The organism is Streptomyces sp. NBC_00203, from assembly GCF_045206325.1.
In the GTDB taxonomy this organism is placed as follows: domain Bacteria; phylum Actinomycetota; class Actinomycetes; order Streptomycetales; family Streptomycetaceae; genus Streptomyces; species Streptomyces lutosisoli.
Map to the genome: position 1 here is coordinate 2,991,411 of NZ_CP108126.1, position 20,613 is coordinate 3,012,023.

A 20,613-nucleotide genomic window follows, 5' to 3' on the forward strand; every position below is an offset into this window, starting at 1 on the left:
GTGTAATCGTCAGAGCGACACAATGGGGTGTGGGGCGCCCCACGTGGAAACCCATGGGGAGTCCATGGGGTGACCTACGTGGCGACGCCCCGCCCTCAGGGCCCACCGGCCCGGGTTCGGCGGCTCAGCTGCGATAGCCGAGCACGGTCATCATCCCCGCCTCCGAGTGGTAGACGTTGTGGCAGTGGATCATCCAGAGCCCTGGATTGTCGGCGTCGAAGTCCACCGTCAGCGTCCCGTTCGGCAGCACGATCGCGGTGTCCTTGCGGGGACCGCCCGCCACGCTCGCCAGGCCGAAGGTGTGCCCGTGCAGGTGGACGGGATGCCACATGCTCGTGGAATTGGAGAACACGAGCCGCACCCGCTCCCCGGCCCGGACCGGATGCCGCTGGTCCGCGCTGTACGGCTTCTTGTCGAAGGCCCAGTCGTACTTCTCCATCCCACCTGTGAGCTGGAGCTTCACCGTGCGGTCCGGCTCCTTCTCCGGCAGCGCCACGGACGCGTCGGCCCGCAGCTTGTCCGCCGTCAGCAGCCTCCCGTCGAGCTCCTTCGGCCGTACGGATGCGGTGGGCGCCGAGCCGCCGCCCGTCCTCAGCAACGCCTGCGCCGACGCCTTCTTGCCCTCGGCCAGCGCGGTCAGCGGGAAGACGCCGTCCTTGACGGTGACGAGGACGTCGTACCGCTCGCCCATGCCGAGCAGCAGCGCGTCCGTCGTCGCGTGCCGCACCGGGAAGCCGTCCGTGTGCGTCACCGTCATCTCGTGGCCGCCGAGGGCCACGCGGAAGGCGGTGTCGCCGCCCGCGTTGATGATCCGGATCCGGACGCGGTCACCGGGGCGCGCCCGGAAGACCGAAGGCGCCTTCGCCGTACGCCCGTTGACCAGGTAGTACGGGTACGCGACATCGCCGGCGTCGCCGCCCAGCAGATCGCTCTCGGCGCCCATCAGCATGCGGGAGGGGCCGGAGGCGCGCGATGACGATGACGAGGGTGACTCCCCCGCCCTCATCGACATGTTGGACATGTCGTGCCCGGAGTGGCCCATGTCCATGCCCATGCCGCCGCTCAGTTCCTTGAGCACGGCGTTCGGCGTGGACCCGTCCACTCCGTCGACCCAGTCGTCGAGGACGACCACCCACTCCTTGTCGTACGACAGGGGTTCCTTGGGGTCCTCCACGATGAGCGGCGCATACAGACCGCGGTCCTGCTGCGTGCCCGAGTGCGGATGGAACCAGTACGTCCCCGCGTGCGGCACCGTGAAGCGGTACGTGAAGTCCGCGCCCGGCTTGACGGCCCGCTGGGTGAGGCCGGGCACGCCGTCCATGTCGTTGCGCAGGGCGATCCCGTGCCAGTGCAGGGACGTGGCCTCCGGGAGATGGTTGGCGAGCGTGAGGGCGAAGGTGTCCCCGGCGGTGACGCGGACCGCCTCGCCGGGCAGGTCACCGCCGTACGTCCAGGACTTGACCGTACGACCGCCGAGGTCGAGGGAGGTCGCGGCGGCGGTGAGCTTCACCTTGCGTACAGGGCCGGAGCCGCGCTTCTTCTCGGCGGCGGCGACTTCCTGGCCCGCCGGGTCGACGTACCCCTTCGGAGCGGTGCCCGAGTCGCTCGCGGTTCCCCCGTGACCCGAGTGGCCGGAGCCCGAGCCCGAGCAGGCGGACAGCATCCCCGTACCGGCGACGGCGGCCGTGGCGGCCAGGAGGGTGCGGCGCGTGGGAGTGCGCATGGATGTGGTGGTGCGCATGACTGAGTTACACCTCGTCGTGGTGATGTTGCGTGCGGATGGGCGCGTCCGCTGCTTCTGGTACACCGCTCGACGCCCGGAGGTTCCCACCTCCGAACGGGCAGCACGAAGCAGCCGGTGCGCCGATCTAGATGCGCAGCACCGACAGACGAGAGAGAAGGGTTCTCGGTGGGGGTGGGTTGGGCCACAGGGCGCGGAGGAGTCGCGCGAGTGGGGGGTGTGCGGTGCCGCTCGTCCAGGGGTGGCCCACTGCCAGTGCGAGGAGCAGGGCGAGGGTGAAGCCGCCGAGTACCGCGAGGCAGACGGAGAGTGGGTCCATGGCCATGCCGGTGCCTGTGCCGGTGGCGGTGGCGGTGGCGGTGGCGGTGGCGGTGGCGGTCGTCAGGAGCGGCTCGGCGGCATGCTCATGGGGCGACATGGTGGACGAGGGGTGTCCGGGGCCGTGAAGTGAGGTGTGTCCGGATGGGTGGCCCAGTGTGTGCATGGTCACGATGCCGAGGAGCAGCGCGGCGAACAGCAGCAGCTGTGGCGTCCGGCTCCTCGTCGTCATGTTCCGCACCTTACCCCCACCCGGTATCTGGCGAGGTGTCTCGCCCCCGCCGCCCCTACCCGTCCCATCCCCAGGGGCTCCGCCCCTTCGACCCCGTTCGGTTGTGGGTCGGGTGCGGGTAGGTGGGGGCTGGGCTAAAAGATTGCGCAGTTCCCCGCGCCCCTAAAAGACCCCGGGGCGGGCGGGGGATCGCGGGCGAAGCCCCGCGCCTTCAGGGGCGCGGGGAACTGCGCGACCAGCCCCCACCCACCCGCAGACGACACACAACCCAGGGGGGTCTGGGGGCGCAGCCCCCAGGAACGGGATGGGACGGGTAGGGGCGGCGGGGGCGAAGAAACCCGTGCCGGGGCTCAGTGGTGGGCGGGCTCCGGGTGTGGGGGAACGTGGGTGGCGACGAGGCGACCCGGAGTTCCCGCAGGAGCGACCGCGCGGCGGCGGTCGACGGTGTGGGCGACGGCGGCCACCGCCAGGCCGAGTACGGCGAGGGCCGCTCCGGCCAGCGCCGGCGACGTGGCACCGAAGCCCGCGGCCAGCGCAAGCCCCCCGATCCAGGCACCACCCGCGTTCGCGAGATTGAACGCGGCCTGGTTGGCGGAGGAGGCGAGGGACGGTGCGGCGGAGGCCTTCTCCATGACCATGAGCTGGAGGGGCGAGCCGGTGATGAAGGCGGCGACGCCGAGGAGGGTGACCGCGACGGCCGCGCTCCACTGGGTGCTCATGAGAACCGGGAAGAGGGCGAGGACCACGACCAGGGACACCAGCCCGCCGAAGAGGGTCCCGCGCAGGGAGTGGTCGGCGAGCCGGCCGCCCACGAGGTTGCCCGCGGTCGCGCCGACGCCGAAGAGGGCCAGCAGCAGGGTCACGCTGCCCTCGGCGTACCCGGCCGAGTCCGTGAGCATCGGCGTGATGTAGCTGTACGCGGAGAAGAGCGCGCCGAAGCCCGCGACGGTGGTGCCCAGGGCCAGCCAGACGGGGAGGGAGCGCAGGGCGGCCAGTTCGCCGCGCAGTCCGCCGGCCGGGGCGTGCGTGTGGTCGTGCGGGATGAGGAGCGCGAGCGAGGCTATCGCCGCTACGCCGATCGCACTCACGCCGAGGAAGGTCGCGCGCCAGCCCAGGTGCTGGCCCATGAGTGTGGCGACCGGCACGCCCGCGATGTTCGCGACGGTCAGGCCGAGGAACATCAGCGAGACGGAGCGGGCCTTGCGTTCGGGGGCGACCAGGTTGGTGGCGACGACGGCGCCCACACCGAAGAAGGCGCCGTGCGGGAGACCGCTGAGGAAGCGGGCGGCCAGGAGCCAGTGGTAGTCGGGGGCGAAGGCGGAGAGCGCGTTGCCCGCCACGAAGAGGCCCATCAGGGCGATCAGGACCTTGCGGCGGGACATCCGGGCCGTGGCGGCGGCGAGCAGCGGGGCGCCGATCACCACGCCCAGGGCGTAGGCCGAGACCAGGTGCCCGGCGGTGGGGATCGAGACATGCAGGTCGTCCGCGACGTCGGGCAGCAGGCCCATCATCACGAACTCGGTGGTGCCGATGCCGAAGGCGCCCACGGCGAGGGCGAGCAGGGCCAGGGGCATGAGGGGCCTTTCAGGGGAGCGGAGGGGCGCGCGGAGCTGGGTGTACGGGGATGTACGCGCGCGGGAGCGCGGTCCGTGCACACCGCTGTGCACGAACCGCGTAAGTTCAGCTGTGGAACAAACTCTCTCAGGCCCAGTATTCCAGGGGGTTAAGACGCGGTTGCGTCCACCTTGACGCGGGCGGCGATCGGGAGGTGATCGCTGCCGGTCTCGGGCAGGGTCCAGGAGGTCACCGGCTCGATGCCCTTGACCATGATCTGGTCGATGCGGGCCATCGGGAACGACGCCGGCCAGCTGAACCCGAAGCCGCTGCCCGCCGCGCCCTGCGTGGAGCGCATCTGCGCGGTGACGGCGTTCAGCGCGCGGTCGTTCATCGTGCCGTTGAGGTCGCCGAGCAGTACGACGCGCTTGATCGACTCGTCGGCGATCGCCTCGCCCAGCGCGTCGGCGCTCTTGTCGCGCTGGCGTGCGGTGAACCCGGCCTCCAGCTTCACCCGCACCGAGGGCAGGTGGGCGACGAAGAAGGCGACCTGCCCGTTCGGCGTCGTCACCGTCGCCCGCATCGCGCGCGTCCAGCCCAGCTTGATGTCCACGGGCTGGGCGCCGGTCAGCGGGTACTTGCTCCACAGCCCGACGGTGCCCTGCACCGAGTGGTACTTGTACGTCGACGCGAGCGCCTTCTCGTACACCGGGACCGCCGTGGCCGTCAGCTCCTCCAGGGCCAGTACGTCGGCGCCGGACGCGGCCACGTCGCGGGCGGTGCCGGACGGGTCCGGGTTGTCGGCGTTGACGTTGTGCGTGGCGACGGTGAGGTCGCCGCCGCTGCCGGTCTTGTCGGTGAGCAGTCCGCCGAAGAGGTTCAGCCAGACGATCGCGGGCAGCAGCACGGCGATCAGGGCGGTGGCGGACTTCCGCACGAAGGCGAGGATCAGCAGGACCGGGATGATGAGGCCCAGCCACGGCAGGAACGTCTCGGTCAGGCTGCCGAGGTTGCCGATGGTGTTCGGGATCTGCGCGTGCAGCAGCATCACCAGGGCGAGGATCACCGCGAGCGCGCCGAGGATCAGACCGCGCCGCCAGATGCCGCGGTCCCCGCGCCAGCCGTCGAGCAGGCGCCGAAGCCGGGAACCTCTGCGTTCCGGCCCCTGGCCGTCGCTGCCCGTCTCCGTCATATACGCCTGCGCCATACCGTCGCCTCACAAACTGCCGTGCGCACCGTCTGCCCCTCGGCTACGACCCTAGGGGATGATCGGTGTCGTTCTCGCCGCCCCATGACGGCCGTACGGGCATGGGGACGTCCAACTTCGTGTTCGGAGTTCCGAATACGGGCCTGGAGCGCGCCCTCTGTGACGAAACGCGCACATTCGACCCGTCAGGAACAAGGCGAACCAAGGCTTTGCCGTGTGCTGTGCATCCCATTGCCGCTGGGCCGTGCGCGGTTCCGTCCGTCACCGGCCGGACGGGCGCAGTCCCTCCAGCAGCGTGTCGACGATCCGTTCCGCGAGGTCCTCGGGGAGTTCGGTCTCCGGGCGCAGTACGGAGCGTACGAGTATGGGGCCGACGAACATGTCGTTGAGCAGCTCGATGTCGACGTCGTCCCGGAGTTCGCCGTTCTGCTGGCCGCGACGCAGGACTTCGTAGCCCTGCAGACGCCTCGGGGCTATGACGGTCGCGTCGTACGCGGCCCACAGCTTGGGGCTGCTCTTCATCTGGGCGTACACGTTGTGCAGGATCGCCGACGAGCGGTTGAGCAGGCCGCGTTGGCGCAGCGACTCCAGGAGGACGATCAGGTCGCCGCGCATCGAGACGCCGGGGAGTTCCGGGTCCGGGGGCTCGGCGGCGCGCAGCACGTCGACGAAGAGCTCCTCCTTGCCGCTCCAACGGCGGTAGATGGTCGCCTTGCCGACGCCCGCCGTGCGCGCGATGCGCTCGATGGAGAGCTCCCCGAGCGTCACGCCGTCCTCCAGGAGCTTCATCACGCCCTCGATGATGGCGCGCTCCACAGCCTCGCTGCGGGGGCGTCCCCTGGCGGGGCCCTCGTGCCTGGCTCGGCTGTGCGCGAGGCTCACTTCGGACTCCGTTTCCTCTATTGGCCTTCGTCGACCTGTGTTGACCGACGGTGGACCTGGGTTGACCTGCGTTCATTCTCCCCGGTGTACGGGCGGGTGGGCACCCGGTGCCGGGTGCCCACCCGCCCGTACGCTCCGTGCGTTCCGTACGCTCCGTCAGTGCTCCGCCGCCGGAACCAGATCGGCTTCCTCCATGCCCTCCTGGGCGTCCGGTGTCCGGCCCGGCAGGAAGACGGCCACGACGACCGCGCCGACGAGCGCGACACCCGCACCGCACAGGGCGGTGACGTGCATGGCGTGCAGGAAGGCGTCGTTGGCGGGGCCGACGAGGGCCTTGCCCTGGGGGCCGAGCTTGGCGGCGACGCCGAGGGTGGCCTCGATGGACTCGCCCGCGGTGTGGCGCAGGCCGGCCGGGACGAGGGAGAGCTTGTCCTCGATGCCGCTGCGGTAGGCCGTGGAGAGCACGGAGCCGAGGACCGCGATGCCGAGGGCGCCGCCGACCTGGCGGAAGGTGTTGCTGAGCGCGGACGCCGAACCCGCCTTCTCGCGCGGCAGGGCCTGCATTATCACGACACTGGTCGGGGTCATGATGTGCGCCATACCGGTGCCCATCAGGAAGAAGATGACTTCGAGGAGCCAGATCGGGGTGTCCGTGTCCAGCACGGCGAACGCGGCCAGCATCGCGGCGATGATCAGCAGGCCCGCCGTGCAGGTGGCCCTGTTGCCGAAGCGGTCGACGACGAGCCGGGCGCGCGGCGCGAAGATGATCTGGGCCGCGGCGAGCGGCAGCATCAACAGGCCGGTCTGCAGCGGCGAGTAGCCCCGCACGCTCTGGGTGTAGAAGACGGAGAAGAAGGTCACGCCCATCAGCGCGAAGAAGACGAGCGCGATGGCGGCGATCGCGGCCGAGAAGACCTTGTTCTTGAAGTACGTGACGTCGATGGACGGGTGGTCGCTGCGCTTCTCGAACACCACGAACCCGGCGAGGACGACGAGTCCGGCCGCGATGGTCGCGAGGACCTTCACATCGGTGAAGTCGGCCAGCTGGCCGCCCTTGATGATGCCGTAGACGAGCAGGACGAGGCCGATGACCGACAGGACGACGCCGACCGCGTCGACGCGGCCCGGGTTCGGGTCACGGGAGTCGGGGACCAGCCAGAACATCAGGACGAGCGCGAGCAGCACGATCGGCACGTTGATCAGGAAGACCGAGCCCCACCAGAAGTGGTCGAGGAGGATGCCGCCGGTGATCGGGCCGATCGCGATGGCGAGGCCGACGCCGCCGGCCCAGATGCCGATGGCCTTGGGCTGCTCGTCGCGCTCGAAGACGTTCATGAGGACGGCGAGGGTGGCGGGCATCACAAAGGCGGCGCCGAGGCCCATCACCGCGCGGAACACGATGAGCTGGACCGGCGAGCCGGACTCCGCGGCCAGCGCCGACCCGATGCCGAAGACGGCGAGACCGGCGAGCAGCATCTTCTTGCGGCCGAGCCGGTCGCCGAGCAGGCCCGCGGTGAACAGCAGTCCGGCGAAGACGAGGGTGTAGGCGTTGATGGCCCACTCCAGCTCGCTCTGGGTGGCGCCCAGGCCGGTGGGTGCCGGGGTGGAAATGGTCTTGATCGCGACATTCAGGATGGAGTTGTCGAGCACCACGATCAGCAGGCTGAGCATGAGCACGCCGAGGATCGCCCAGCGGCGCCGGTGCACCGCCTCGGGCACACGCCGATCGGCGGAAGGAGCGGAAGTCGTCATGCCGTACACCCTAGCGAGTTCCGATACGGAACCGTCTCGTATCGGAAATGCTTTACGGAGAACTTACAAAGAGACCTAGGCCATACGGGAAGAGACCTAGGCCTACGGAACCGGGACCCCGGCCGGGTGGCCCGGGAGCGGGATCCGGGTCACTCGCCCCGGTCTAGCCGAGCGTGGCACGAGGTGCCACCATGGAGGGGATCCGGGGACGCCGTCAGGGCGCCTCGAGATGACAGAAGGAGCCGTTGCGATGACGCAGCTTTCGGCTGCCCAGAAGCAGCCTGCGGAAGGTGCCCTCAAGACCACCGACAGCAGCAAGGCGCTGTACGGAGGCAAGAGCACCCGCCGTATCACGGTGCGCGACCTCGCCGCCGCCAAGGAGCGCGGCGAGAAGTGGCCCATGCTCACCGCGTACGACGCCATGACCGCGTCCGTCTTCGACGAGGCCGGCATCCCGGTCATGCTCGTCGGCGACTCGGCGGGCAACTGCCACCTGGGCTACGAGTCGACCGTGCCCGTCACCCTCGACGAGATGACGATGCTGTCCGCCGCGGTCGTACGGGGCACCAGCCGTGCCCTGATCGTCGGCGACCTGCCCTTCGGCTCCTACCAGGAGGGCCCGGTCCAGGCGCTGCGCTCGGCCACCCGCCTCGTCAAGGAGGCCGGCGTCGGCGCGGTGAAGCTGGAGGGCGGCGAGCGCTCGCACCGCCAGATCGAGCTGCTGGTCGAGTCCGGCATCCCGGTCATGGCGCACATCGGCCTGACCCCGCAGTCCGTGAACGCCATGGGCTACCGGGTGCAGGGCCGTGGCGACGAGGCCGCGCACAAGCTGCTGCGGGACGCCAAGGCGGTCCAGGACGCGGGCGCCTTCGCGGTCGTCCTGGAGCTGGTCCCGGCGGAGCTGGCCGCCGAGGTCACCCGCTCCCTGCACATCCCGACCGTCGGCATCGGCGCCGGTCCCGAGACCGACGCGCAGGTCCTCGTCTGGACCGACATGCTCGGGCTGACCGGCGGCAAGGTACCGAAGTTCGTGAAGAAGTACGCCGATCTGCGTCAGGTCATGGGCGACGCGGCGAAGGCGTTCGCCGAGGACGTCGTCGGCGGAACGTTCCCCCTTGAGGAGCACTCCGTCCACTAGGGGCCTGAGGCCCACCGAGCCACTGCGGCACCGAGGCAGCCCGTCGAACTTCCCCCGTCGACGGGCTGCTGCCGTTCACGCGCGCTCCCGCACCCGCTTCAGCAGCAGCTCCCCGTCCTCCCCCGCGAACCACCGCGCGTGCTCCACGAAGTAGTCGTACGCCAGTGCCGTGTTCGTGGCGGACCGGGTGACGCCGTGGAAGTAGCCCATCTCGGAGAGCGCGAACTCGGCGTGCACGAGCGGCAGCAGCTCGGGCAGGGCGGCCGACTCGGCGCTGCTGAGCGGGCGTATCGAGGTGTAGCCGTCGAGGAGCGCGTCCACGTCCTCGAAGCGGACCGGGCGGGCCGGGTCCAGCCACTGCACGGTGTTGCGCTCGATGGCGGTGGCCAGGTCGTGCACGGCGGTCGTGCGGTCGCTGAGGCCGAAGTCGAGGACCGTGGAGACCTCGCCCGACGCCGTGTCCCACAGCAGGTTCGAGGCGTGCCAGTCGTTGTGGGTCCACAAGGGGGCGAGACGGCCCAGATACGGCAACAGGCGCTCGTAGAAGGGGAGATGGACCTCCCGGAGATCGTCCCGCCAGGGCCGGCGCGCCAACGAGACCGCTACAGAGGGGCGTTGGGCGGCGTATGCCTCCAGTGCCGCCTCCGGATCGACCGCCGCGAACACCGTGAACGACGAGACGAGGGGCTGCAGACGGCGGCGCGGGGCGTCGAACCCCTCGGCCGCCAGGTGCAGTTGGGCCAGCGCGGCCCCGGCGGCCCGGGCGTGGCGTACCGAGACGAAGGGCGACCAGGACAGCGCGTCCCGGTACAGGTCCGTGCCGGTTCCGGCGGTGTGGACCTCGTACACCCACTCCCCGCGCGCCTCGGCGGACAGCACCTCGACGACCGGTGCGCCCCGCTCGCGCAGATGGCGCAGGAAGGCGTGCTCCTCGGCCAGCCCTTCCAGAGTGCGTACGGTGCTGTGGTGCCGTTTCACGAAGAGGCGCCGTCCGTCGCGGTCGACGAGGGCGGCGGCGGAGAGCGGGCGGGGGCTGCGCCAGAGCACGTGGGCGGGGCCGACGACGGCCTCGACCTCGGCCTCGGTGAGCGGCGGCCAGTCGGGGGCGACGGGCTCGGTGCCCATGCCGTGGGCCAGGAGAGTGCTCATCCGGTCACCACCTTCGACACCTTCGACGGGGACAGCGCCCGGCCGCTGAGTGCGTCCAGCAGGAGCCGTTCCGTCGCCGCGAACTCCGGTGCGGCGAGGGCGTCCAGGCCGCGGGGGCCGGAGCGGGGCACCTCGACGCGTTCGACGACGGTCGCCGGGCGGGGTGAGAGGACGTGCACGGTGTCGGCGAGCAGGACCGCCTCGCGGATGTCGTGGGTGACCAGGACGACGGTCCAGCGGTAGCGCTGCCACATGCCGGCGAGCCACAGCTGCATCTCGGTGCGGGTGAGCGAGTCGAGCGCGCCGAACGGTTCGTCGAGCAGCAGCACCGGCCGCTCCAGGACGACGGTGCGCAGCAGGGCGGCGCGCTGCCGCATACCGCCGCTGAGCTGGAAGGGGTAGGAGGACTGGAAACCGTCGAGTCCGAAGGCGGCGAAGAGTTCACCCGCCCTGCGCCGCGCCTCCTTCTTCCGCACGCCCTGCGCCTCAAGGCCCAGCGCCGTGTTGTCGAGCACCGTGCGCCAGGGGAAGAGGAGGTCCTTCTGCGGCATGTAGGCGACCTTGCCGGAGGCCACGGACGCCGGGGCGCCGTCGACGAGGATCTCGCCCGAGGTGGGTGTGTCCAGGCCGGAGATCAGGTTGAACAGGGTGCTCTTGCCGCTGCCGCTCGGACCGATGACGGCGGCGAACTCGCCGGGCTCCACGGCGAGTTCGAGGTCGCGCAGCACTTCGAGCGAACCGAACGTCTTCCCGGCGCCGCGTACGCGCAGGCTCATGACCGGCCCTCCTTCTCCAGTGCCCGCTCCCACGGCAGGACGAGCCGTTGCAGCAGATGGGTCGCCCCGAACAGGGCGATGCTCAGCAGGGCGGTCACCGCGACCGCCGCGAAGACGAGGTCCGTGCGGAACGCGCTCTTCTGCGCCTGCATATAGATGCCGAGGCCCTTCTCGGCGCCCGCGTACTCGGCGAAGACGGCGCCCACGACGGCGTACGTGATGCTGACGCGCAGCCCGGTGAAGAAGTGGGGCAGTGCACTGGGCACGCGGACGAGCCGGAAGGCGCGGATGCGGCCGGTGCCCAGGGAGCGCAGCAGCCGCATCGCGTCGCGGTCGGTGGCTGCGAAGCCCGCCGCGAGGTTCGCGGCGAGCGGGAAGAAGGTCGTCAGGGTCACGACCAGCATCTTCGGGAACAGTCCGAAGCCGAACCAGATGATGAGCAGGGGTGCCACGGCCACGATCGGGATGGTCTGCGAGGCCACCAGGAGCGGATACAGGCCTCGGCGGGCCGCGTCCGAGAAGTCCAGGACCACGGCCACCAGCCAGGCGGCGGCGAAGGAGAGCGCGAAGCCGAGCAGGGTCTCCTGGAGGGTGGGCAGGGTCTGGTCCCACAGGTCGGTACGGTTCGTCCAGCCCTCGGACAGGACGCGGCCGGGACTGGGCAGCACCGTCGGGTCGACGCCGGCGGCGGTGACGTACGCCTGCCAGCCGCCGACGAGGACGAGGAGGACGAGGAGGGGCGGCCAGACGGCCCGCAGTGCCGCTCTCACTTGGTGTCCTCGGCGTCCGGGAGATAGGCGTCGGTGAAGAACGTCGAGGCGTCGGGGGCCTTGGTGAGCTTCTTGCCGTTCTTGTCCACCAGCAGCCCGGACTTGTACTCGAAGTCGGCGAAGGCCTGCCACCGCTCGGCGCTCTGGGTGCCGATGGAGCCGTCGGCGGCGCGGTAGTACTCCTTGGCGAGCAACCGCTCACTCTCCTTGACCAGTTCGGCGTTGGTGAGCGTGCTCTTGTTGGCCGCGATCAGCAGACCGGCGGCCTGGTCCGGGTGGTCGGCGGCGTACTCGTACCCCTTGTCGACGACGGCGAGGAACTTCTTCGCGATCCCGGGGTTCTGCTTCAAGTACTGCCCGGAGGAGGCGACCAGCGTCGAGTAGATGGCCGGGAAGCCGTAGTCGGCGAGCTGGAAGTCCTTGAGCGGCTTGCCGGTGAGCTTGGCCTCCAGGCCCTCCCAGGTCGGCATCGGCATCGCGAAGTCCGCCTTGCCCGCGTAAAGGGCCGCGTACGCCGAGGTGTTGAGCGTGATCTGCCGGAAGTCGCCCTTGCCGCCGTCCTCCTGGATGACCTTCTGGAGCAGCGCCTTCTCGTAGGGGGCGCCGAACCCGGCGTACGTCTTGCCGTCGAGGTCCTTGGGGGAGGTGATGTCGTCGCGGTCGGCGCGCACGGAGACGGTGACGTTCGTCTTCTGCGTGACGGCGTAGACGGAGGTGATGTCCTGCCCGGCGGCGCGGGCGGTCGTCACGCCCTCCTGGTACGAGATCCCGAAGTCGGCCTTGTGGTTCGCGACCAGCGTCTCGGGCGCGGTCGAGCCGTAGGGCACGATCTTCAGGTCGATCCCGGCGTCCTTGAACCAGCCCTTCTGCTGGGCGACGTAGATGCCGGTGTGGTTGGTGTTGGGCGTCCAGTCCAGGGCGAGGGTGACCTGGGTGGTGCCGTCCTTCGACGCGGCGGACGCATCGGACGCGGAGTCCTGGGATGCGCAGCCGGTCGCGGTCACGGCGAGGGCGGCGGCGGTCGCCATGGAGAGCAGGGCGGTCGTACGGGGTCTCATCGGGGGTTCCTCGAAGGGGGCGCGGCGCTGATGGGGGCGTGGGGGTGCTCTTCACGCCCGACACAGCGCGCTGCTGACCCGCATCAGGTCGACCGTCATACGCTTCGTCAGATCCCTTGCCTGGCAGGTCACTTGGCGCCCACTGCCGGTGACGCTTCGAGCAGGCCGTTCGTGTACGAGGACTGCCAGTCGCGGGCGTGCGCGAGGGCGCCGTGCCGGGCGAGCCAGTCGGCGTACGGGCCCATCCGGGTCTCGTCGATCACGCCCCAGCGGCCGTCGGCGTCGGTCCAGGTCGGGGCGACCAGGGCGAGCGAACGGGCGATCAGGGGGCGGGAGAAGTAGGGGATGACGCGCTCCAACAGGGCGCGGGTGGAGGCCTGTTCGGCTGCTGCGGCGGCGTAGCCGCGGGCGGTGGCGGCCAGAAAGGCGCGCACCACGTCGGGCCGGGTGGCGGCGAAGGCCTCGCTCGTGCCGAGGAGGTAGCTGTGGTAGCCGGGGGCGCCGATCTCGTCGACCGGCCAGGTCAGCCGCTGTTCCTCGGGGAGGTCGCCCCGGAGGGCGTCCCATGACCAGTAGTTGCCGAAGGTGGCGTCGGCCTCGCCGGCGGCGATGTCGTCGACGGTGAGTTCGCGGTAGCCCGCGTCGACGGTGATCACTGCGTCCGGGTCGCCGCCGTCCGCCGCCACCAGGTGGCGGACCATGGCGCGGCCCCGGGGGGTGGGGTTGTAGGCGAGGCGGCGGCCCGCCAGGTCGCGGGGGCGGGTGATGCCGGTGGAGCGGGCGGTCTGGATGGCCTCCAGGGCACGGTGGTTGACGGCGGCGACGGCCAGCAGCGGCTGGGCGTCGGCGGCGCGCCGGGCCAGCAGGCGGTTGGGCGGGAAGATACCGAGGTCCACCTCGCCGCGGGCCAGGTACTCCAGGGTGTCGCCGCGTCCCGGATCCTGGACGGCGAGTTCCACGTCCAGGCCCGCCTCGCGGTACCAGCCGCGGTCCCGTGCGACGTACAGACCGGCTGAATTCGGCCATGGGTGGAAATAGTCGAGCATGACTCGGACGTGCGACATGGAGGTACTCCGCATACGGCACTCAGGCGTGCGGGCCTGGTGAGGAGAGAGGGGGAGGAGAGAGAGGGAGACCGTTCCAGGTCAACAACAGGAGCGGGCCGCCGCGGCGTTCGCCGGGGGACACTGCTGCTCGACTGCTGCGGACATGCGGTACTCCTACGCGGGCAGCCCACAGGGGGCTCAAGTGATGCGGTCGGCGTTCCCATGGGGACCGTTCGGCACATGCCGACGCCGGTCCCAGACGCCCTCTCAGCCCAACCGGGTAGGGGCTCCCGCGTAGATGGCCGAAACCATAACCCCGGGCAACCGATCCTGTGCAAGCTACGTCCAGCATTCGGTACGACTGCGCCCGGCTTGTGAGACGTACCAGCTCAGACATGCCGCCCGTGCAGGCCTCCGGGTTAGCATCCCCGCCATGAACGACGCCCTGCTCCCCGGCCCTCTGGTCGACGACGCGTGGCTCGCGGCCCGCCTCGACGATCCCCGGCTGGTCGTCCTCGACGCCACCGCGCTGCTTCCGTCGCCGCTGTACGACGGCGACCACCGCTCCGGCAGCGGCCACGACCGGTGGGCCGAACGGCACATCCCGGGCTCCCGCCACGCGGACCTCACGGGCGACCTCTCCGACCACACGGCGCCGTACCACTTCGCAGTCCCCTCCCCCGAGGCGCTGGCCGCCGCGCTGCGACGCCTCGGCGTGCACGACGGCACCGAGGTCGTCGCCTACGACAGCGGCGGCGGCATCTGGGCGGCCCGGCTGTGGTGGATGCTGCGGTCTATCTCCGTACGGGCGGCGGTACTTGACGGAGGTCTTGAGGCCTGGGCGGCAGCCGGGCGGCCGGTTGTCGCGGGAGAGACACAGCCGGCGACAGAGCCTGCCCCAGAAGTCCCTGAGGTTCCAGAGGCGGAAACCCTCACCCCGGTCCCCCTCCCCCACGCCTGGGCCACCCTCTCCGAGGTGGACGCTGTCCGGCGCGGTGAGCTGCCCGGCACCCTCGTGTGCGCGCTGCCCACCCCCGGCTTCGACGGAAGCGCGCCCACCCGATACGCGCGGCGCGGGCACATCCCGGGCAGTCTCAGTCTCCCCGGGCGGGGGCTGCTCGACGACGCCGGGCGGTTCCTGCCGCGCGACGAGCTGGCCGCCCGGGTGGGCGCCGTGCTCGACGAGAGCGCCTCGCCGGTCGTCCTGTACTGCGGCGGCGGCATCTCCGCCGCCGGTGCCGCCCTCGCGCTCACGCTGCTGGGCCGCGAGGACATCACGCTGTACGACGGCTCCCTGGAGGAGTGGTCGGCCGACCCGGAGCTGCCGCTCGTACAGCGGGGCTGACCTGCGAGAACGCCGGGCCGCCGATGACGTACGGGCGGATGTCGGTGAGCTGTAGGTGGTCTGTCGGTGGCTGTAGGCGGTCTGTCGGTGGTTTGTCGGTGGCGGCTGGCACCTTGTTGGCCATGACGCGAATCGACAACAAGTCCCGACACGAGGGCGCCGGCCGCAGCGCCGTCACCGTACGGGGGCTGGTCAAGCACTACGGCGAGACCAAGGCGCTGGACGGTGTGGACCTGGATGTGCACGAAGGCACCGTCCTTGGTGTGCTGGGTCCCAACGGCGCCGGCAAGACCACCCTCGTCCGTGTCCTGTCCACCCTCATCACCCCGGACTCCGGCCACGCGACGGTCGCCGGCTACGACGTGCTGAAGCAGCCCCGGCAGCTGCGCCGGGTGATAGGCCTCACCGGCCAGTACGCCTCGGTCGACGAGAAGCTCCCGGGCTGGGAGAACCTCTACATGATCGGGCGGCTGCTCGACCTGTCCCGCAAGGACGCCCGCAGGCGTGCCGACGAGCTCCTGGAGCGCTTCTCGCTCACCGAGGCGGCCAAGCGCCCGGCGTCGACGTACTCCGGTGGTATGCGCCGCCGGCTCGACCTCGCCGCGTCGATGATCGGCAACCCGGCCGTCCTGTATCTGGACGAGCCGACGACGGGCCTCGACCCGCGCACCCGCAACGAGGTGTGGCACGAGGTCAAGCGCATGGTCGCTGACGGCGCCACCGTGCTGCTGACCACCCAGTACATGGAGGAGGCCGAGCAGCTGGCCTCCGAGCTGACGGTCATCGACCGCGGCAAGGTCATCGCGAGCGGCCGTGTCGACGAGCTGAAGGCGCGGGTCGGTGGCCGTACGCTGCGCGTCCGCCCGCTGGACCCGCTGGAGTTGCGCCCGCTGGCCAACATGCTCGACGAGCTGGGCCTCACCGGTCTCGCCACGACGGCCGTGGACACCGAGACCGGCAGCGTGCTGGTCCCGGTTCTCAGCGACGAACAGCTGACCGCCGTGGTCGGCGCGGTCACCGCGCGCGGGATCACGATCGCCTCCATCAACACCGAACTGCCCAGTCTGGACGAGGTGTTCCTGTCCCTCACCGGCCACCTGGCCACCGCACCGCAGGACTCCGCCGCCCGCGCCTACGAGGAGGTCTCCGCATGAGTACCGCCGTTGTCGAAGCCCCCCTGGCCGCCGCGAAGGGCGACTCCCGTATCTCGCCCCGCGCGCACGCGCGCCACATCGGCGCCCTCGTCCGCCGCAATCTGCTGTGGATCCGCCAGGACCCGGAGTCGATGTTCGACGCCGTCCTGATGCCGGTGATCTTCACCCTGCTGTTCGTGTACGTCTTCGGCGGCTCCATCGGGCAGTCGCTGGGCGGCGGCCAGGACGCGTATGTGCAGTACGTGGTGCCCGGCCTGATGGCGATGACGACCATGAACATGGCGACAGCCGTCGGCACCGGCTTCAACGAGGACTTCCACAAGGGGGTGATGGACCGCTTCCGCACCCTGCCGATCGGCCAGGGCTCCGTGCTCTTCGCCAAGATCGTGGTGGAGCTGATGCGCATGGTCGTCGCGACGACGATCCTCCTCGTCGTCGGTGTGCTGGTCGGCTTCGACATCACCAACTGGCCGGGCCTGTTCGCCTCCGTGGGGCTCGCGACCCTCTTCGCCTCGGCCCTGATGTGGATCTTCCTGGTCCTCGGTGTGACGATGAAGAACGCCCAGTCCGTGCAGGCGATGGGCTTCCTGGTGCTGTTCCCCCTGCAGTTCGGTTCGTCGATCTTCTCGCCGACCGGGACCATGCCCGGCTGGCTGCAGACCTTCACCGACTACAACCCGCTCTCCTCGCTCGCGGACACCGCGCGCGGCCTGATGGTGGGCGGCCCGGTCGCGCACGACCTGTGGGTGACGCTCGCCTGGACGGCGGCGCTCACGGCCGTGATGGCGCCGATCGCGATCCACAAGTTCCGCACCAAGAACTGACGTTCGGCGACAAGCCCATGGTCATCCGGCCATCCGGTCATCGCCATGCCCCCGGTCCGCGTCAGATGAGGGCGGCGGCCTCCTCCTCGGAGAGCCCGTCGCCCTCGGCGTACGCGGCCTCGTACGTCGCGTCGTCGAGTACGCCCCGCACGTCCGCCTCGGCCTGCCGGCGCACCTCGGCCTCCATCGCGCCCGCGAAGTGGCCCGGCGGCAGCAAGCGGTCGGCGGCGCCGAGGAGTCGGGCCGCGTCACGGGCGCGGCGGCCGCCGTCCATGCTGGTCAGCGCGATGGCGGCGACGGTCAGATGCGCGGAGGTCATGTGCGGCGCGATCATCCGTGCCAGCGGGTCCATGGAACGGGCCATCGCCTGCCGCGCCTTGTCCAGGGCGCTCGCGTAGTGCCCTTCGACCGCGTCCAGCCAGCCTTCCACGCCGATCATGAAGCCGTCGAAGACCATGAAGGAGCTCGCCGCGAAGTCCTGGCGCAGCAGCCGCATCTGCTCGCGCGCCTCCGGGACCCGGCCGCTGCGGCCGAGCCACGTCGCGAGGAAGAGCCGGGCCGCGGGCATGGCCTCGTTGAGGGCTCCGTGGCCCTCCGCCAGTACCTCGCGCAGCAGCCGCTCGCCCCGCTCGGTCTCCCCCAACTCGATGTACATGCTGCCGAGCCGGCAGTTGAGCACCGCCATCTGGGCGCGGGCACCCAGCCGTTCGGCATACGTCCCCGCCTCCGCGTAGTCCGCGGCGGCGGCCCCGAAGTCGCCCTTGCGCTCATGGGCCTCGCCGCGTGCGGAGAGTGCCTCGGCGGCGCCCCAGGCGTCGCCGATCCGGGCGAAGAGCTCCAGCGCCTCGTCGGCGTCATGGGTCGCGTCGCCCGCCATGTCGGGCCGGTTGGCGCGGACGTTGGCGCGCATCTGGAGGACGACGGCCAGTTCCCATGCGAGGCCGAGCTCACGGCATGCGGCGACCGTCTCGTCGATGACGGTGCGCACCTGGTCCATGTCACCGGTGAGCACGACGGCGTAGAACCAGAGGATGCCGGGGTTGCGGCAGGTCTGCGGGAGGCCGGGTTGGTAGGTCTCTCTGATGGCGCGCAGCTTGTCCTTGGCCTCCGGGGTCTGCCAGGCGTCGATGTCCATGTCCATGCAGGCCAGATGGACGAGGTGCACCCCGCGCCGGGCCTCTTCGAGGACCTCCGGGCGCATCGGCGGTGGGTCGGCCGTGCAGCTCTCGTACAGCGGGGCGGCCCGGCGCAGGGGCGGTGCGAAGGGGTCGGGGCCGAGGGCCATGACCTCGCGGGACCAGGTGCGGACGTCGAGGCGCTGGTCGCGGATCTGCCAGTACCAGGCCAGCGAGAGGACGAGGCAGATCGCCTCCTGCTCGTCGCGCTCGTCGACGGCGTGCCGCAGGGCGGTGCGCAGATTCTCGTACTCGCGTTCGAGGAGTGCGATCGCGGCGCCCTGCCCGGGGCCGCGCAGGGCGAGGTCGGTGGTGCGGGCGAGTTCGCGGTAGTACGTGAGATGGGCGCGCTCGGCGGCTGCACGGTCGCCGGACTCGTCGAGGCGCTCGCCGGCGTACTCGGAGACGGTCTCCAGGAGCCGGTAGCGCATCTCGCCCTCGCCCGAAGGCGCCGCCACGACAAGGGACTTGTCGACGAGCGAGCCGAGCACGTCCAGCGCGTCGGGCCCGCAGACCGCCTCGGCGGCGGCGAGGTCACAGCCGCCCGCGAAGACGGACAGCCGCCGCAGCGCGTCCCGTTCGCCCTCGTCGAGCAGGTCCCAGGACCAGTCGACGACGGCGCGCAGGGTCTGCTGCCGCGGCAGGACGGTGCGGCTGCCGGAGGTCAGCAGACGGAACCGGTCGTCGAGCCGGTCGGCGATCTGCCGTGGGGTCAGCATCCGCAGCCGGGCCGCGGCGAGTTCGATGGCAAGCGGCAGACCGTCGAGCCGCCGGCAGATCTCGGCGGCCGCCACGGCGGTCTCGCCGTCGGCGTCGAGCCGGAAGCCCGGCCGGGCCGCGGCCCCGCGGTCGGCGAGCAGCCGCAGCGCGACGGGTTCCGGCAGCGGCTCCACGGGACGCAGCAACTCCCCCGGTACGCCGAGGGGTTCACGACTGGTGGCCAGTACCGTCAGCCCCGGACACCGCTCCAGCAACTCCTCGACGAGGCGGGCGGCGGCGTCCACGACATGCTCGCAGTTGTCGAGGATGATCAGCATGCGCCGCTTGGCACAGTGCTCGGCGAGCCGGGTGAGCGCGTCGTCGTGCCGGTCGGCGACGGCCCGCATCTCCTCGGCGCCGGCACCGCGCAGCACGGTCTCCCGCGCACCGACAGCGGTGAGCACCGCCTCGGGCACCGCCTTCGGATCGTCCACCGGCGCGAGCTCGGCCAGCCACACCCCGTCCCGCGCCGCATACGCCACGGCCTCGGCCGCCTCCTGCGACAACCGCGTCTTCCCGGCCCCACCGGGCCCGAGCAGCGTCACGAGCCGGGCCGCCGCGAGATCACCCCGGATGGCCTGGATGTCGGCTTCACGGCCGACGAAGGAGGTGAGGCGGGCGCGGAGGTTGCCTGGGGGTGCCGGTGCCGGTGCCGGTGTGGGGCGGGTGCGGGAGAGGGCGGCGGAGCCGAGGGCGGGGGCGGCGCCGTCCGCGGCGGAAGTGGGGACGGCGGAGACACGGGCGCCCGCGGCAGCGGTGGGGGCGCCGGGCTGCGCGACGGCCTGCCCATCGGCTCCGTCCCGGCCGACCGCTCCGGCCGAGGCACCGCCTGCGGGAGACGCCGCGGCTCCTCCCACGGGAGACGGGTAGCCCGGCCCGGCGTTGAGCGGGCCGGAACCGTCCGGACCGGAGCGGTGGGCGTCGGTGTTCCCGGCGCCCGTGCCGTCGTACGGCTCCCGGCCGTGCCCCACGACCGGGGATCCATGGGTCGGGGCGTCGGCCGGGGTCAGCAACTCCCTGTGCAGGGCGCGGAGTTCGGGACCGGGGTTCGAGCCCAGGCGGTCGGCCAGGAGCTCGCGTACGGACTCGTAGGCGGCGAGGGCCTCTGCGGGGCGGCCGGCGGCGCGGAGGGCGCGGAGGCGGAGGGCGTGGAGGGGCTCGTCCAGGGGGTGGAGGTCGCACAGGGCGGTGAGCTCGGGCAGGGTCTGTTCGGCGTGGCCGAGGGCCAGGGCCGCGGTGAGGCGGGCGCGGCGGACATCGAGGCGACGCGTCTCCCAGCGGGCCGACTCGGTGGTGCGGTCCGGGAGGTCGGCGAAGGCCGGGCCGTGCCACAGGGTGAGGGCGTCGTCGAGGACCGCGGCCGCCTTCGCGGGGTCGCCGTCGGCGAGCGCACGGGTGCCCTCCCCCGCGAGCCGCTCGAAACGGTGCAGGTCGACGTCGTCGGCGACCGCGGCGAGCCGGTATCCGCCGTCCGCCGACTCCACCGCGTCCGGCCCGATCGCCCTGCGCAGCCGCCCGACCAGCGCCTGCAGCGCGCCGGGCGCGTCGGCGGGCGGGTCGCCGTCCCACACCTCGCCGACCAGGACGGCCGCGGGGACGGTCCGTCCGGGCCGCAGCGCGAGCACGGTCAGCAGGGCGCGCAGCCGCGCCCCGCCGATCGGGACGGGCGTGCCGTCGGGGCGGAGTGCCTGGGTGGTGCCGAGAATGCGGTAGCGCACGGGGTCCATTGTCTC

The 20,613-nt window shown here is 71.4% G+C and carries 16 protein-coding genes; 4 read left to right on the forward strand and 12 right to left on the reverse strand.

What is annotated here, in order from left to right:
* Positions 1–124: 124 nt before the first annotated feature.
* From OG975_RS13670 to OG975_RS13695, 6 genes are all read right to left on the reverse strand, one after another.
* Positions 125–1,723 (reverse strand): multicopper oxidase family protein, encoded by a 1,599-nt coding sequence (locus OG975_RS13670; protein WP_406336257.1) that lies wholly within the window; start codon positions 1,721–1,723, stop codon positions 125–127.
* A 145-nt stretch (positions 1,724–1,868) separates the two neighbouring features.
* A complete protein-coding gene (locus OG975_RS13675) occupies positions 1,869–2,291 on the reverse strand; it encodes a DUF6153 family protein (protein WP_406329370.1) in 423 nt (140 codons plus the stop codon).
* 350 nt (positions 2,292–2,641) lie between these two features.
* Positions 2,642–3,865, reverse strand: a complete 1,224-nt coding sequence (locus tag OG975_RS13680; protein ID WP_406329371.1) for an MFS transporter — start codon at positions 3,863–3,865, stop codon at positions 2,642–2,644.
* Positions 3,866–4,014: 149 nt separating this feature from the next.
* The gene (locus OG975_RS13685) at positions 4,015–5,052 is read right to left on the reverse strand and encodes an endonuclease/exonuclease/phosphatase family protein (protein WP_406329373.1); all 1,038 of its coding nucleotides are present in this window, start codon (positions 5,050–5,052) and stop codon (positions 4,015–4,017) included.
* A 261-nt stretch (positions 5,053–5,313) separates the two neighbouring features.
* Positions 5,314–5,934: a TetR/AcrR family transcriptional regulator gene (locus tag OG975_RS13690; RefSeq protein WP_406329375.1), complete on the reverse strand. Its 621-nt coding sequence runs from the start codon at positions 5,932–5,934 to the stop codon at positions 5,314–5,316.
* 156 nt (positions 5,935–6,090) lie between these two features.
* On the reverse strand, positions 6,091–7,686 hold the full coding sequence (locus OG975_RS13695; protein WP_406329377.1) for an MFS transporter: 1,596 nt from the start codon (positions 7,684–7,686) through the stop codon (positions 6,091–6,093).
* A 250-nt stretch (positions 7,687–7,936) separates the two neighbouring features.
* Between OG975_RS13695 and panB the strand changes: the two genes are divergently transcribed.
* Positions 7,937–8,824 (forward strand): 3-methyl-2-oxobutanoate hydroxymethyltransferase, encoded by an 888-nt coding sequence (gene panB / locus OG975_RS13700; protein ID WP_406329379.1) that lies wholly within the window; start codon positions 7,937–7,939, stop codon positions 8,822–8,824.
* Between the two features lie 75 nt (positions 8,825–8,899).
* Here the strand turns inward: panB and OG975_RS13705 are convergent, their stop codons facing one another.
* The 5 genes from OG975_RS13705 to OG975_RS13725 all read right to left on the reverse strand — a co-directional run bounded on the left by OG975_RS13705 (position 8,900) and on the right by OG975_RS13725 (position 13,641).
* The gene (locus OG975_RS13705) at positions 8,900–9,973 is read right to left on the reverse strand and encodes a phosphotransferase enzyme family protein (protein WP_406329380.1); all 1,074 of its coding nucleotides are present in this window, start codon (positions 9,971–9,973) and stop codon (positions 8,900–8,902) included.
* Positions 9,970–10,749, reverse strand: a complete 780-nt coding sequence (locus tag OG975_RS13710; protein ID WP_406329381.1) for an ABC transporter ATP-binding protein — start codon at positions 10,747–10,749, stop codon at positions 9,970–9,972. The genes OG975_RS13705 and OG975_RS13710 overlap by 4 nt, the downstream gene beginning before the upstream one ends.
* Positions 10,746–11,519 carry an ABC transporter permease gene (locus tag OG975_RS13715; RefSeq protein WP_406329382.1) on the reverse strand — a complete coding sequence of 258 codons (774 nt, stop codon included), beginning with the start codon at positions 11,517–11,519 and terminating at the stop codon, positions 10,746–10,748. Before OG975_RS13715 ends, OG975_RS13710 begins: the two co-directional genes overlap by 4 nt.
* Positions 11,516–12,577 carry an ABC transporter substrate-binding protein gene (locus tag OG975_RS13720; RefSeq protein ID WP_406329383.1) on the reverse strand — a complete coding sequence of 354 codons (1,062 nt, stop codon included), beginning with the start codon at positions 12,575–12,577 and terminating at the stop codon, positions 11,516–11,518. The genes OG975_RS13715 and OG975_RS13720 overlap by 4 nt, the downstream gene beginning before the upstream one ends.
* A gap of 128 nt (positions 12,578–12,705) precedes the next feature.
* Positions 12,706–13,641 carry an ABC transporter substrate-binding protein gene (locus OG975_RS13725; RefSeq protein ID WP_406329384.1) on the reverse strand — a complete coding sequence of 312 codons (936 nt, stop codon included), beginning with the start codon at positions 13,639–13,641 and terminating at the stop codon, positions 12,706–12,708.
* A gap of 415 nt (positions 13,642–14,056) precedes the next feature.
* On the opposite strand from OG975_RS13725, the gene OG975_RS13730 reads away from it, so the two are divergent.
* From OG975_RS13730 to OG975_RS13740, 3 genes are all read left to right on the forward strand, one after another.
* Positions 14,057–14,968, forward strand: a complete 912-nt coding sequence (locus tag OG975_RS13730; RefSeq protein ID WP_406329385.1) for a sulfurtransferase — start codon at positions 14,057–14,059, stop codon at positions 14,966–14,968.
* Positions 14,969–15,090: 122 nt separating this feature from the next.
* Positions 15,091–16,122 carry an ATP-binding cassette domain-containing protein gene (locus tag OG975_RS13735; protein ID WP_406329386.1) on the forward strand — a complete coding sequence of 344 codons (1,032 nt, stop codon included), beginning with the start codon at positions 15,091–15,093 and terminating at the stop codon, positions 16,120–16,122.
* A complete protein-coding gene (locus OG975_RS13740; protein ID WP_406329387.1) occupies positions 16,119–16,946 on the forward strand; it encodes an ABC transporter permease in 828 nt (275 codons plus the stop codon). Before OG975_RS13735 ends, OG975_RS13740 begins: the two co-directional genes overlap by 4 nt.
* Before the next feature lie 61 nt (positions 16,947–17,007).
* Here the strand turns inward: OG975_RS13740 and OG975_RS13745 are convergent, their stop codons facing one another.
* The gene (locus OG975_RS13745; RefSeq protein WP_406329388.1) at positions 17,008–20,607 is read right to left on the reverse strand and encodes an AfsR/SARP family transcriptional regulator; all 3,600 of its coding nucleotides are present in this window, start codon (positions 20,605–20,607) and stop codon (positions 17,008–17,010) included.
* Positions 20,608–20,613: the final 6 nt, after the last annotated feature.

Bases quoted from the DNA above. Each gene is read 5' to 3' on its own strand.
- OG975_RS13670 (WP_406336257.1), bottom strand. From the start codon at position 1,723: ATGCGCACTCCCACGCGCCGCACCCTCCTGGCCGCCACGGCCGCCGTC.
- OG975_RS13675 (WP_406329370.1), bottom strand. From the start codon at position 2,291: ATGACGACGAGGAGCCGGACGCCACAGCTGCTGCTGTTCGCCGCGCTG.
- OG975_RS13680 (WP_406329371.1), bottom strand. From the start codon at position 3,865: ATGCCCCTGGCCCTGCTCGCCCTCGCCGTGGGCGCCTTCGGCATCGGC.
- OG975_RS13685 (WP_406329373.1), bottom strand. From the start codon at position 5,052: ATGGCGCAGGCGTATATGACGGAGACGGGCAGCGACGGCCAGGGGCCG.
- OG975_RS13695 (WP_406329377.1), bottom strand. From the start codon at position 7,686: ATGACGACTTCCGCTCCTTCCGCCGATCGGCGTGTGCCCGAGGCGGTG.
- panB (WP_406329379.1), top strand. From the start codon at position 7,937: ATGACGCAGCTTTCGGCTGCCCAGAAGCAGCCTGCGGAAGGTGCCCTC.
- OG975_RS13705 (WP_406329380.1), bottom strand. From the start codon at position 9,973: ATGAGCACTCTCCTGGCCCACGGCATGGGCACCGAGCCCGTCGCCCCC.
- OG975_RS13710 (WP_406329381.1), bottom strand. From the start codon at position 10,749: ATGAGCCTGCGCGTACGCGGCGCCGGGAAGACGTTCGGTTCGCTCGAA.
- OG975_RS13720 (WP_406329383.1), bottom strand. From the start codon at position 12,577: ATGAGACCCCGTACGACCGCCCTGCTCTCCATGGCGACCGCCGCCGCC.
- OG975_RS13725 (WP_406329384.1), bottom strand. From the start codon at position 13,641: ATGTCGCACGTCCGAGTCATGCTCGACTATTTCCACCCATGGCCGAAT.
- OG975_RS13730 (WP_406329385.1), top strand. From the start codon at position 14,057: ATGAACGACGCCCTGCTCCCCGGCCCTCTGGTCGACGACGCGTGGCTC.
- OG975_RS13735 (WP_406329386.1), top strand. From the start codon at position 15,091: ATGACGCGAATCGACAACAAGTCCCGACACGAGGGCGCCGGCCGCAGC.
- OG975_RS13740 (WP_406329387.1), top strand. From the start codon at position 16,119: ATGAGTACCGCCGTTGTCGAAGCCCCCCTGGCCGCCGCGAAGGGCGAC.
- OG975_RS13745 (WP_406329388.1), bottom strand. From the start codon at position 20,607: ATGGACCCCGTGCGCTACCGCATTCTCGGCACCACCCAGGCACTCCGC.